This window comes from Arthrobacter sp. MYb224 (assembly GCF_002975455.1).
In the GTDB taxonomy this organism is placed as follows: Bacteria; Actinomycetota; Actinomycetes; order Actinomycetales; family Micrococcaceae; genus Glutamicibacter.
In genome coordinates, this window is sequence record NZ_PCPU01000005.1 from 91,655 (window position 1) to 103,780 (window position 12,126).

The following is a 12,126-nucleotide window of genomic DNA, read 5'->3' on the forward strand; positions in this document are numbered from 1 at the left end:
TGCCTAGGATCAAGGCATGATCGATTTTAATAACTCCTCAGTGTTCAAACTCGGCCCATGGAACCTGGCCGAGGTAGCACCGGAAATAACTCCCATGCTCGTCTCCGGGGAAGAACTGCTCGCCGCGTTCAAGGGTGCACGCGACTATGTAGTCTTCACCAATAAGCGGCTCGTTGCGGTCAATGTCCAAGGCCTGACCGGCAAGAAACGCGACTACACCTCGCTGCCCTACTCCCGCATCCAGGCCTTCTCCGTCGAAACGGCCGGAACCTTTGATCTCGACGCGGAATTGGAACTGTGGTTTAGCGGTCTGGGCAAGGTGAGCCTGGATTTCAAGGGCAAAGTCGATATTCGCGCCCTCTCCCAAGTGATCGCCGGCTACGTTCTGTAGAAGTACGCTGGCGCTTTTGAAAAATTGTCCGGGATGAACTTTTCCGGATCAACAATTGCTAGCTGGAATCCATGCAACCGAAAGGGCACTGAACGCCCTGCTGCCGTGCACGCTGAGGATCCGATAGTCCGGTTCCGACGGTCTCATCGCCCCCTCCGGCACCGGAACCTACTTGACAGTACACCGAATGTCCGTGTGTTCTTAGAGAGGGTAAACAGCCGTTCACCCCATTTGCGCCATCTATTATCCGAAGGCCACCGTCGTGCCGATACGTTCCGTTCCCGCGTGGGCGACCACCGCCATCCTCGCCTTGTGCGGGATGGTGGTAGCGCTCCAGCAGACCCTCGTTGTCCCACTATTGCCTGATTTTCCGGTGATCCTCGACGTCTCGGCCGAAGATTCCTCCTGGCTGGTCACCGCCACGCTGCTCAGCGCGGCGATTTTCACCCCGGTCATTTCCCGCATGGCCGACATGTACGGCAAGCGCAAAATGCTGCTGCTCGCTTTGGCCGTGATGACCCTCGGCTCGCTTGTTGCCGCCCTCGGCGGATCCTTTGGCGCACTGATCGCCGGGCGGGCCATGCAGGGCTTCGCCTCCTCGCTGATCCCGGTGGGAATCTCGGTGCTTCGCGACGAATTGCCCAAGGAAAAGGTGGCGTCGGCCGTCGCGCTGATGAGCGCAACCTTGGGCATCGGCTCGGCGCTGGGCATGCCGATGTCCGGACTGCTCTACAACGCCTATGGCTGGGAATCGCTGTTCTGGGTTTCCGCAGGCCTGGGCCTGGTATTCCTCGTAGGCGTGCTGCTGCTGGTCAAGGAATCGACGATCACCACCCCCGGCCGCTTCGACATCTCCGGGGCGCTGGTCCTCTCCGTAATACTCACCGCCGCCCTATTGGCCGTCACCAAAGGTGCCAGTTGGGGCTGGAACAGTCCGCTCACACTCGGCCTATTTGCTCTGGCACTCGCGCTGCTTGCCGGTTGGATCCCGCTGCAGCTGCGCGTCAACCAGCCGATGGTGGACCTGCGCACCGCGGTGAAGCGGCCGGTGCTTCTGACCAACGTCGCCTCGTTCTTCCTCTGCGTGGCGATGTTCGTCAACATGCTCATCACCACCCAACAGCTGCAGATCCCCACGCAGACCGGTTATGGCTTTGGCTTGTCGGTGCTGGTCGCCGGGCTCGCCATGGTGCCTTCGGGGCTGGCCATGGTCTTCTTGTCCCCGGTTGCCGGCGCGATGCTCAATCGCTGGGGAGGCAAACCGACGATGATCTTCGGCGCGGCGATTATGGCCCTCACCTACGTGGGCCGGGTCTTCCTGGATGACGCTGTGTGGCAGGTGATCGTCGGGGCAACCTTGGTCAACGTCGGAGTCGCCTTCTCCTACGCCGCGATGCCGACGCTGATCATGAGCGCGGTACCGATTACCGAAACCGCCTCGGCCAACGGGGTCAATGCGCTGATCCGTTCGCTGGGCACCAGCGTGGCCAGCGCACTGACCGGCCTGATCCTCGCCACGCTGGTCGTCGAGCACAACGGCACCGTGCTGCCCTCGATCGACTCGCTGCATTTGGCGTTCTGGCTCGCGGCGCTGGCCGCGGCCATCGGCATCTCTATTGCCTTGTTCATCCCCAGCGGCGGGCGCACGCCGAAGGCAGACAACAACGTCGAAGAGACCATGGTGCATGGCCGGGTCATCATGTCCGCTGCCGGCGGTACCCAGCGTCCGGCCATTGTGACCTTTGTGCGCCAGGACGGCGTCCCCGGTGACTGGGCGCGCACCGACCATGAGGGGCTTTTCACCGCGGCGCTGCCCGGACCAGGACGTTATCTCGTGGTCGCCAACGCCGCAGGCTGGGTGCCAAATTCCCAGCTGGTGACTTTCTCCGGCGGAACCACGGAGCACAATGTGGAACTGCACGATACGCTTTCGCTCAGTGGCGTGGTGGCTACCGGCAATATGGCCGTGACCGGGGCCCTGGTCAGCCTGAGTGCCGGAGCCGGCGACTTCATCGCCGCGACCCACACCGACGGGCGCGGGAGTTACACCTTGGATCTGCCTCCGGTGGGAACCTACGTTTTAACCGCCGCGTCACCGCACTGTGACACCGCCACTTCGGTCAAGCTCATTCTGCGGGCGCGGACCGAGCGTGTGGATATCGAGTTGCCAGCATGAGCGCCGTCGATGGCCGGGGACGCATCCGGCAAGCGGCATCGGCCTTGTTCGGCGAGCGCGGATTTCATGATGTTACGGTGCGCGAGATCGCCGAGGCCGCCCAGGTCTCCCCCGCCTTGGTGATCAAGCTCTTCGGTTCCAAGGCCGAGCTGTACACCGTAGCCAGCACCATCACCGTTCCGCTGGCAGACCTGGACCTGCCCCGCGAACGCCTGGGCCGGGCGCTGGTGCAGCAGATCCTCAACCGGCGTGATGCCGCGGTGGTTGATCCATGGGAGACCCTGGTCCCGCGGATCAGGCAATCGCCCACACCGGAGGTAACCCAGCGCGAGCTGCGCGAGACCTATCTGGCCGGGTTGGCAAGGACCATCGCAGATACCACCGCCGACCGCCGCCATGCCTCGGCCGTGGCCTGCCAGCTGCTGGGCCTGGCCGAGGGCATTCGAGTCCTAGGCTATTTCGCGGCCGAGGATTTCGATTCCGACGAGGTCGTCGAGCAGTATGCGGCGGCGGTCCAACTGCACATCGACCGGGCTGGCGCCTCCGGCTAGCGCACCCTTGGCTCTCACCGGCGTCCGCTCACCAGGCCTCGTGCGGGCTCAGTTTGCTGGCTGCCATCGAGGCGCCGAGGATGATGGTGCGCATGAAGCGCTCGGCGGCCTCGATGAGCAGCCGTTCCCCGTCATCCACCGCTTCTTGCAGGGTCATCGGGATCGGCACGATCGAGGCAATCGCATCGATGCCGATGTCGTGGACGTCGCGGCAGCCGCGCCCCAGCGTTCCGGCGAGAGCCACCACCGGCACTCCTTGCAGGCCGGCACGGCGCGCGACCTCCGCGGGAACCTTGCCCTTAGGCGTCTGAAAATCGATGGCGCCCTCGGCGGTGATCACCAGGTCCGCTCCGCGCAGCATCGAATCGAGGTCGATTCCGGCCAGCCCGGAGTCGAGGATCGCTTCGAAGCGGGGCAGCAGCACCGCTCCCACTGCGGCGAGTCCGGCGCCCAGCCCTCCCGAGGCCCCGGTGCCCGGCGCGGTCGCGAAGTCGGTCTCACGCGCCGAGGCAAGCGCATCGCGGCGCAGCACCGCGGCCCAGCGCTCAAAACCAGTGGACATTGCCTCGACCTGCTGAGGCGTCGCGCCCTTTTGCGGGCCGAAGACTCGGGCCACGCCGCGCGGCCCGGTCAGGATGTTGTGCTGATTGAGCGCAAGCGTGATCTGCACGGTTCCGGCGGCGAGCGCCGGGTGCAGCCCGGCTAAATCAAGCCGGTCGATGCGTCCGAGCTGATTTCCTCCGGCGGTGAGCTCCCGGCCTTTTCCATCTAGGATCCGTGCCCCGAGCGCCTGCAGCGCCCCCATGCCGCCGTCGGAGGTTCCGGAATCTCCGCATCCGACAAGCACCTTGGTCGCGCCCGCGTCGATTGCCGCGGCGATCAGTTCGCCGACGCCGTAGCTGGTGGTGGTTCCCGGGTCGCGCTGGGCCCGGGGAACGAGCCGCAGACCGGCCGCGGCGGCCATCTCCACGACGGCGGTGCCGGCGGATTCTCCGCCGAGCATCGCATAGTGAGAGCCGACCTTTTGCCCTACCGGTCCGGTGACGACCGCTGGGACGAGATGGCCGCCGGTGGCGCGGGCAAGGGTTTCGGCGGTCCCTTCCCCGCCATCGGCGATCGGGACGGCCTTGACCACTGCCCCGGGCAAGGCGCGGCGCACGCCGGCGCCGATTGCCGCGGCGACGGCCGAGGCGTCGAGGGATTCCTTGAATCCGGAGGGGGCAACCAGGATGCGTTGCGGCAATGCGTGAACCATGAGGATGAGTCCTTTTAATGTGATTAGGTGTAGGCAATGGTTGTTGGGTCAGCGATCTCAGGTGAACAGCGGCAGGCCCATGGCCGGCCAGATCCAGAAGGAGAACACTAGGATCAGGGCGACCATGACCGGTCCCAGCACCGCGCTGAGCCGCAGCAGGTCCGCGGGTTGATAGCTGTCCACACCTTCGATATCGGAAAACAAGTTGACGGGCTTCGCGCTGCTGGTGAGCGTGTGGCAGAAACCTGCGGCGGCAGTGGAGGCGAAAGCGATAGCCACCGCGTCCACCCCCACACCCGGGGCAAGCGAAACGACCAGCGGAATCAGCACCGCCGAGCGCGCCGAACGGGACTGGATCACCAGGTGGGCCGCGGCGGATACGACCACCACCACGATGGTGAACACCCACGGGGCGGCGGCTCCCAGCCCCTCGACCGGTCCAAGCACGCTGCGTGCCAGCCAGTCGGCGGCGCCGGTGCGGGCCAGCGCGGTGCCCAGGGTCAGCGTGGCGGCCATGAAGATCAGCATTGACCACGGCACCGCCTTCAGCGCCTTGGCCAGGCCCACCGAGCCGAAGCCCGGACTGGCCACGAGCAAGGATCCGAGCAGAGCCACAACGGCCGGGTGCAAGTGGTGCAATGGTTCGGTGCACCAGAGCACCACCACCGCGGATACCAGCAAGGCGGCGCGCGATTGCCCGACGCTCAGCGGTCCGGTCAGCGGTACCAGGGAATGCTCTTGGAGCTGCCCAATGCTCACCTCCAGCGCTTGGCGGCGATCCGAGCCGCGGGTGAAGAGCCATAGCACCAGTTCCGCGCACAGATGCGAGGAGACGAAGGCCAGCGGCAGCCCGTAGAGCAGCCAACCTGCGAATGAGAAGTCCTGATAGCCGGAGGTGGCGAGGATCTGGCTGGTGATCAGATGCGCCCCGGCCCCCAAATACGAGGCGACCGCAGAAAGCAGGATGACCGAGGGGAAGAGCAGCGACAGGGCCAGGACAACCCTCGGGCGGGCGGCAAGCACCTTGGCCAAGGCCATGAAGACGGGAATTGCCAGCGCCGCCCGGCCCGAGGTGGAAGGCACCGCGAATGCGGTGGCCACCAGTGCACCGGTGGTCAGGTGCATCAACTGTCTCGGGTTGCGGGCTCCGACAGCGATCCAGGCGGCGGCGCGGGTGGCCAAACCAGTTGCCGTGATTCCGGCGGCAATCACGAACGCGGCCAACAGCAGCCAGATGGTGTCTTCACCCAGCGAGGCGAAGAGGACGTCCTCGGGCAGCACGCCCATGAGCACCAGCACCAAGGCCGCGCCGAGAGCGACATAGGTGTCCCCGACCGGGGAGAAGACCCATAGCCAGATCGCGACGGCGAAGACCGCCAGGGTCAGTGCGCCCTGGGACGGCAGCGCGGTCGCCGTTCCCGCCGCGGAGCCAAAAGCCCCGAAGGCGCACCAGACCAGAAAGGCGGCGAGCAGCATCGCGGCCAGCAACCCGCTGGCGCGCCGGTGGTTCCAGCGCCGCCGCGGGGCGCGTTGTGCCGGTCCAACGGCAGCCGCCGGCTGCGGTGCGTCGGTGCTGTAGCGGAATCCGGTATCCCTAGTGCGTTGTCTCGTGCTCATGACTCGGCTCCCAGAGTGCTCGCCATGCGCTCGGCGAAGTTCTCCTCGGAGCCTGCTTCCGGAGCCAAAGCCAGTCGCGGTAGCGAGAGGCCGAAGCGGGCTCCGGCGCCTGGGCCGGATTCGACCCACGCGGTCCCCCGATGCGCTTGGGCTACCGCCTTGACCACGGCCAGCCCAAGGCCCATGCCCGGTTCCTGGTCAGTGCCGGTGCCCCCGCTGCGATAGGTATCAAGCAATGCGCGGGCCACCTCGGAATCCAAGCCCGGGCCGTCATTGGCCACCCAGAAGCTGACTGACTGTTCATCGGCGGCGGAGCCCAGTCGAATGGTGTCCCCGTGGTCCGTGTGCGCGACGGCGTTCTGGATCAGTTGGCGCAAGGCATCGGTGATGCGCTCCGGGTCAAGCCACGCCTCGGCGCGAGCCGACTGCTCGATGCGGAAATGCCGTTGCAGGTAGGTGTCCGATTGCGCTGCCTCGGCGGCAATATCCGCGGTGACCTCGCCCACGGCCACCAGCCGCGGCCTGACGAAATCCGGGTGGCCGCTGTGTGCAAGTACGTCGAGGTCGGCGAGGGTTTGACCCATCTGCGAGATGAGCTCCTGCGCCCCGCAAGCGATGTCGGCGCGTTGCACCGCGGGCAGGTCTTCACGGACCAGTTCGTGCAGCGTCGCCGCGAGCCGACGTTGCGGTTCGTTGAGATGCTCGCGCGCTTCGGCGATGAAGTGCCGCTGGGCCAGATGGGAGGACTCGACCCGGTCGAGCATTGCGTTGAGCGTCTGGGCCAGCTGCGCCAGGTCGTCGCGCCCGGACACCGGGATGCGGGCCGAAAGGTCATGCGCCGTAATGGCTGCAGAGGTCTCGCGCACGGTGCAGATCGGGCGCATGATTTGACCTGCCACTAGCCAGGAGATCCCCGCGGTCAGCGCCAACCCTCCGGCGGCCACCGCGAACAGGAGCACCGCCTGCCGGTTGGCTTCTTCCTGCGCGCCGGAGGTGAACTGTGCGACGACCAGCTGGGCTTGTTGCATCGGGCCGGACCGGTTCGCGGTAGCGGCTTCCTCGGCTACCGCCTTGGCCCAGCGCACGGTGCCGTACTTGGTTTCATACACCGCCGAGGTCCGCGAATCTTCGAGGATCCGAGCCAGCAGCTGCGCATCCGCGGCCAGCACAACACCGGTCTGGTCCAAGGCGCCGTGCGCGCTGAACACGCGGCCGTTGGCCTGGCCGACAATTGCTTCGCCCGCCATGGGCTGCTGCCGGGCGAGATAACGTTCGAGCAGTTCGTCCATCGAGGCGAAGGGGCGCGCGGTCTGCGGATCCAGCCCCTCGGCGGCGAAGGTCCTGAATTCCTCGATCTCCTGGGTGATGCCCACATTGGCCGCCTCGGCGACCTGCCCGGACATGATCGAACGCATGGTGACCGTCACCGCGAGCAAGGCCAGCGCCGTGGTGAGAACGATCCAGCCGACAATCCGCAACCGGGCCGAGACCTTGGACCCCTGCTGCTCAGCAGATTCAGCCATCCTTGCCACCGCGTTCCGGCTGCGCGCTGGGCAGCGCAGTTTGCGGTCGCACGTCCAGTTGAACCACGATCGGCTGCTGGTGCGGAGTCGGCGGACTTGCGGAGTCGGCCAGCGCTTGGCTGGCGCTTGCCAGCCCGGCGGGAACGGCCAGGACAGCAAGGATGAGAAGTATGCGACGGATCATGCTTCTACATTAGAAAACCCTTGTGAGACACAAATTAAGTACTGGTGAGAGGTTTATGATTCGTCGATGAGAAGAATATGAGAAGGTGAGAAAGTACCTTACGGGCTCCCGATCACGGTCTGCGCGACGGTGAGTTCGATGGCTCCGGCGTGGGGGCGCCTACCGGCTTGCGGCGCACAAGGCACGGGCTGCGCCGCATGGTCTTTTCTTGCGGCACAGCCCGTGCCTTCGCGTTGGAGCTCGTTGTTGCGGTTCGACTATTTGGTCTCCCAGAGTCCCGCTTCGTCGTCGAAGGACAGAGTTTCGGTGACGCGGATCTTCGCGTCATCGAGCGCATCGGCCGGTACATCGAAGACGACCTGGTAGGTTCCCTTGCCGCCCTTGGTCAGCGTAGGCACATCCATGGCTGGTTTCGGAGCCATGGCCATGGAGCTAGAGGTGCTGTAGATGCGCGAATCGGAGCCAACCAGCTCTGGAGACAGGTCAAGCCAGGCGTCGCCTTCTTCCTCGCCGTTGTACACCACGGAAAGATCTACGAGGACATATTGCCCCTCGGCCTTTTCATTGAATGTGTTGGCCTTGGCCATGGCCTCGTCGGCTTCGAGGTTCACGGAACTGACGTTGACCGAATATTCACCGATAGTGGCCGCCTCACCCAGCTTGAGCACCTGAGACTCATCTGCCGCCTGCTCGATGACCTTCTCCGGAGCCGCGACCTCTCCGTCCGCGGCGTCATCGATGGCAGCCGAGACACCGTCCAAGGCCTTGACGTAGGCGGACTGGGTGACGAAGACCAGCACGATGGCAACGATGGCGATCACGCTAGAGGCGATCCCCAGCCCCTTGCTGCCGCGCCGCTTCGCGGCGATGGCGAGTGAGATGATGCCGAGGATCAGGGCGACAAAACCTAGAACCGCGGCGAAGTTGTTCACGATCGGGACCCAGCACAGGGTCAGGGCAACGATGGCAATGACCAGTGCGGCAATTCCCAGCCCCTTGCCGGCAGTGGACTTTGCGGGTGGGAGCTGCGAGTGCGGTGCAGGCTCCAGTGGAGTTCCAGCAGACATGAATATTTCCTCAAGTGATGACGGCGCTTAGCCAGCGCCTAAGTGAAACCGGCTCATACCCCATGGTCGTGATCCGGATTGAATCTTGCTTGATCCATCAACGACACTACGAGGACGCTCCGACACTTTAGCCTCACAGTAAATTTTCAGCTCCCGAGAAGTTCCGCCCCTGCCTCGGCTTAGCTCGCGCTTCCGGCAAAGGACTGCCCCTCGATTTCAAGTTGACCATGTAGTCGAAGGGCAGTCCTCTGGGCTCTCAGTAACCGGAAGCAGCCTGCCGGTACTGGCGGAGGACCCGGCTGTCCGGTTCGCTTGTCGCCAGCAGGGCCTCATTGGTTGGCCAGAGCGGCAATACTCCGCTTAACACTCCCGCCGCCTGGCGCGCTGCCCCATCGGCAACGTACTCCCCGGGTTCCGGAACGCTTACCGGCAGGCCCAGCACACTGGCCGAAATTTCCTGCAGTGCAACCGAACGCGCCGCCCCACCGACCAGCACAATACGCTCGGCCAGCACCCCCAAGTCCGTCAGTGCCTTCAGCCCGTCCGCCAGCGAACAGATAATCCCCTCGAAGGCGGCTCGAGCCAGATTCTGGGCGGTGAAGTTCTCCAAGGTCAGCCCGTGCAGCGAGCCTGTAGCGTCGGGCAGATTAGGGGTTCGTTCCCCCTCAAAGTAAGGGATCAGGCTCAAACCTTCGGCACCGGCAGGCGCGGTCAATGCCAGCTGGGACAGTTGCGGAAGATCGACTTTCAGCAGCGCCGCCGTCGCATCCAGCACGCGGGAGGCATTCAAGGTGCAAGCCAGTGGCAGGTAGCTGCCGGTGGCATCGGCGAATCCGGCCACCAGCCCCGAACGATCCCCGGTAGGCTGGTCGGACACGGTGAATACCGTCCCGGAGGTGCCAACCGAGATCACCACGGTGCCCAGCGTGGCGTTCACGCCTAATCCCGCTCCGGCGTTATCGCCGCAGCCGGGGCCGATCAGCATTCCAGCTGAGGTCAACTGTCCGACTTCCAATGGCCCCAGGACCTTTGGCAGGACCGGCACATGCCCCAGAGTGCGTTCGAGCACCTCTGGCAGATACTCGCCGGTGCTCGGTGACCAGTACCCGGTTCCCGAGGCATCCGAACGGTCGGTGCGCAACGCGGCTAGGCCTTCGGCACCGCTGCCTGGGCCAAATCCTGCCAGGCGCCAGCTGAGCCAATCGTGAGGTAGGCATACCGCGGCAGTGCGCGCGGCGTTCCCTGGTTCCGCGGTAGCCAGCCACAACAGCTTGGTCGCGGTGAGCGAGGCCACCGGGATGGTTCCAATGCTTCGCGCCCAATAGTCGGCGCCGAATTCTTCGACGAGCTGCCGAGCTGCGCCCGCCGAGCGAGTGTCGTTCCACAGCAGGGCGGGACGAACTACCGCGCCGTCGGCGTCGAGGCAAACCATGCCATGTTGCTGGCCTGCCACCGAAATAGCCGAGACATCCTCCAGGCCGCCGGCCTCTTCGATGGCTTGCTGCAGTGCCGTCCACCAGTGCTCTGGGTCGATCTCGGTGCCCGATGGATGGCGCGCGGAGCCCTGTCGGATCAGGGCTCCGGAACCGGCGTCACGAATGACGACCTTACAAGATTGGGTGGAGCTATCCACTCCGGCAACCAGCTGCATTTAGGTAACTTTCGGGCTTGGGATGAATAACAGCGCCGCGTCCCCGGATCTGGCAACAGAACCGGGGACGCGGTCAAACTTTTCTTGTAAAAACCTCAGGCTTAGCGTGCGCCCATCAGGTGTTCCAAGGCCAGCTGGTTCAAGCGGATGAACCCGAAGGAACGCTCGGCGGCAGCGTCTGCATCAAAGCCTTCGAATGCCGACGTATCCGCCAGCAGATCCGCGGTGGTTTCGCCGGCGGCCAGAGTGCTTTCGCCCAGCTCGAAGACGCCTGCGGTCTTCAGCGCTTCCCGCACCTCTGGGTTGGCGCGGAATGCGGTAGCGCGTTCCTTGAGCAACAAGTACATGGACATATTCGCCTTGGCGGAGTCCCATACCCCGTCATAGCCGTCGGTTCGCGATGGCTTGTAGTCGAAGTGGCGTGGACCGTTGTAGGTTGGCCCGCCGTTCGGGAATCCATTTTCAAGCAGGTCGACAGTGAAGAAGGCGCTGGTGAGATCGCCGTGGCCGAAGACGAGGTCCTGGTCGTACTTGATTCCGCGCTGTCCGTTGAGGTCGATGTGGAACAGCTTTTCTGCCCAAAGCGCCTGCGCGATGCCGTGCGTGAAGTTCAATCCTGCCATCTGTTCATGGCCGGTTTCCGGGTTAACGCCTACGATATCGCCGTGCTCAAGCTCGGCAATGAAAGCCAGCGCGTGGCCTACCGTGGGCAGGAAGATGTCACCGCGTGGCTCGTTTGGCTTAGGTTCCAGCGCAAGGCGCAGCCCGTAGTTCTTTTCCTTGATATAGGCGGCGACGGTATCAACGCCTTCCTTCATGCGATCGAGCGAAGATGCCAGATCCTTGGATCCGTCGTATTCGCTGCCTTCGCGGCCACCCCACATGACAAAGGTTTCGGCACCCATCTCGGCAGCGAGATCAATGTTTTCCAACACCTTGCGCAAGGCATAGCGGCGAATGGAGCGATCGTTGGAAGTGAAGCCGCCGTCCTTGAAGACCGGATGGCTGAACAGGTTGGTGGTAACCATTGGGACCTTCAAACCGGTCGTTTCCAAGGCGCCACGGAAATCCTTGAGGATGCTCTCGCGTTCTGCTGCCGTTGCATCAAACGGGATCAGGTCGTTGTCGTGGAAGGTAATACCGTAAGCACCCAGCTCGCTGAGCCGATTGACCGCTTCGACCGGGTTGAGTGCCTGGCGGGTTGGCGTGCCGAACGGATCGTTCCCGGTCCATCCCACCGTCCATAGGCCAAAGGTGAAACGGTCTGCTGGCGTTGGTTGCAAAGTCATGCGTACTCCTGAATGATTTGTAGTTAGCAACAACTTATTGCAGAACGATCCTCAGAGTCAAGGAAAATTTCCCCCTCATTCGCGAATAAACGAAATTGGCAGAGTTCCTCCACCAAGTAAAACAAGGGGTATAGACTTGATGTAGCGCCCTAACTCCTATAAGTTTACGTTTACAACTTATGGGAATTTTGATTGTCCATTTCCTTGAAACGCGGCAATCTTCTGCCGCGCCCGTGCCGCATGGCATCCCATCGTCACGTCACGTGGGTTGCAGGCGCAAGAACGGTCATTGGGAGCGGCAACGTAGTTGATAAAATGGCGAAAGTTTGAAGATGTTCCAACGACTGACAAGACGGACGCCACTGGTGCTCGTGGCTCGTTACCCCTGCCCAGCCGGTTGAATTTATGGCACTCGGTCGCTG

The 12,126-nt window shown here is 63.8% G+C and carries 10 protein-coding genes; 3 read left to right on the forward strand and 7 right to left on the reverse strand.

Features of this window, described 5'->3' with window-relative positions; all coding sequences use genetic code 11:
- Nucleotides 1-16: 16 nt before the first annotated feature.
- From CQ017_RS11010 to CQ017_RS11020, 3 genes are all read left to right on the forward strand, one after another.
- Nucleotides 17-391 carry a PH domain-containing protein gene (locus CQ017_RS11010; protein ID WP_105553743.1) on the forward strand — a complete coding sequence of 125 codons (375 nt, stop codon included), beginning with the start codon at nucleotides 17-19 and terminating at the stop codon, nucleotides 389-391.
- A 262-nt stretch (nucleotides 392-653) separates the two neighbouring features.
- Complete coding sequence (locus tag CQ017_RS11015; RefSeq protein ID WP_258133597.1) at nucleotides 654-2,567, forward strand: MFS transporter; 1,914 nt, start codon at nucleotides 654-656, stop codon at nucleotides 2,565-2,567.
- Nucleotides 2,564-3,118 (forward strand): TetR/AcrR family transcriptional regulator, encoded by a 555-nt coding sequence (locus tag CQ017_RS11020; protein WP_105553744.1) that lies wholly within the window; start codon nucleotides 2,564-2,566, stop codon nucleotides 3,116-3,118. The genes CQ017_RS11015 and CQ017_RS11020 overlap by 4 nt, the downstream gene beginning before the upstream one ends.
- Before the next feature lie 28 nt (nucleotides 3,119-3,146).
- Here the strand turns inward: CQ017_RS11020 and CQ017_RS11025 are convergent, their stop codons facing one another.
- From CQ017_RS11025 to xylA, 7 genes are all read right to left on the reverse strand, one after another.
- Nucleotides 3,147-4,373 (reverse strand): glycerate kinase, encoded by a 1,227-nt coding sequence (locus CQ017_RS11025; RefSeq protein ID WP_105553745.1) that lies wholly within the window; start codon nucleotides 4,371-4,373, stop codon nucleotides 3,147-3,149.
- Between the two features lie 57 nt (nucleotides 4,374-4,430).
- Nucleotides 4,431-5,990 carry an SLC13 family permease gene (locus CQ017_RS11030; RefSeq protein WP_105553746.1) on the reverse strand — a complete coding sequence of 520 codons (1,560 nt, stop codon included), beginning with the start codon at nucleotides 5,988-5,990 and terminating at the stop codon, nucleotides 4,431-4,433.
- Nucleotides 5,987-7,513, reverse strand: a complete 1,527-nt coding sequence (locus tag CQ017_RS11035; protein ID WP_105553747.1) for a sensor histidine kinase — start codon at nucleotides 7,511-7,513, stop codon at nucleotides 5,987-5,989. Before CQ017_RS11035 ends, CQ017_RS11030 begins: the two co-directional genes overlap by 4 nt.
- Nucleotides 7,506-7,697, reverse strand: coding sequence for a hypothetical protein (locus CQ017_RS11040; RefSeq protein WP_096287439.1), 192 nt, complete (start codon nucleotides 7,695-7,697; stop codon nucleotides 7,506-7,508). Before CQ017_RS11040 ends, CQ017_RS11035 begins: the two co-directional genes overlap by 8 nt.
- Nucleotides 7,698-7,954: 257 nt before the next feature.
- A complete protein-coding gene (locus tag CQ017_RS11045) occupies nucleotides 7,955-8,764 on the reverse strand; it encodes a DUF4190 domain-containing protein (RefSeq protein ID WP_105553748.1) in 810 nt (269 codons plus the stop codon).
- A 256-nt stretch (nucleotides 8,765-9,020) separates the two neighbouring features.
- On the reverse strand, nucleotides 9,021-10,415 hold the full coding sequence (locus tag CQ017_RS11050) for a xylulokinase (protein ID WP_105553749.1): 1,395 nt from the start codon (nucleotides 10,413-10,415) through the stop codon (nucleotides 9,021-9,023).
- A 101-nt stretch (nucleotides 10,416-10,516) separates the two neighbouring features.
- Complete coding sequence (gene xylA / locus CQ017_RS11055; RefSeq protein ID WP_105553750.1) at nucleotides 10,517-11,704, reverse strand: xylose isomerase; 1,188 nt, start codon at nucleotides 11,702-11,704, stop codon at nucleotides 10,517-10,519.
- Between the last annotated feature and the right edge of the window lie 422 nt (nucleotides 11,705-12,126).

What these genes read in the sequence shown, in the direction of transcription:
- CQ017_RS11010 (WP_105553743.1), top strand. Translation starts at nt 17, where the DNA reads ATGATCGATTTTAATAACTCCTCAGTGTTCAAACTCGGCCCATGGAAC.
- CQ017_RS11020 (WP_105553744.1), top strand. Translation starts at nt 2,564, where the DNA reads ATGAGCGCCGTCGATGGCCGGGGACGCATCCGGCAAGCGGCATCGGCC.
- CQ017_RS11025 (WP_105553745.1), bottom strand. Translation starts at nt 4,373, where the DNA reads ATGGTTCACGCATTGCCGCAACGCATCCTGGTTGCCCCCTCCGGATTC.
- CQ017_RS11030 (WP_105553746.1), bottom strand. Translation starts at nt 5,990, where the DNA reads ATGAGCACGAGACAACGCACTAGGGATACCGGATTCCGCTACAGCACC.
- CQ017_RS11035 (WP_105553747.1), bottom strand. Translation starts at nt 7,513, where the DNA reads ATGGCTGAATCTGCTGAGCAGCAGGGGTCCAAGGTCTCGGCCCGGTTG.
- CQ017_RS11040 (WP_096287439.1), bottom strand. Translation starts at nt 7,697, where the DNA reads ATGATCCGTCGCATACTTCTCATCCTTGCTGTCCTGGCCGTTCCCGCC.
- CQ017_RS11045 (WP_105553748.1), bottom strand. Translation starts at nt 8,764, where the DNA reads ATGTCTGCTGGAACTCCACTGGAGCCTGCACCGCACTCGCAGCTCCCA.
- CQ017_RS11050 (WP_105553749.1), bottom strand. Translation starts at nt 10,415, where the DNA reads ATGCAGCTGGTTGCCGGAGTGGATAGCTCCACCCAATCTTGTAAGGTC.
- xylA (WP_105553750.1), bottom strand. Translation starts at nt 11,704, where the DNA reads ATGACTTTGCAACCAACGCCAGCAGACCGTTTCACCTTTGGCCTATGG.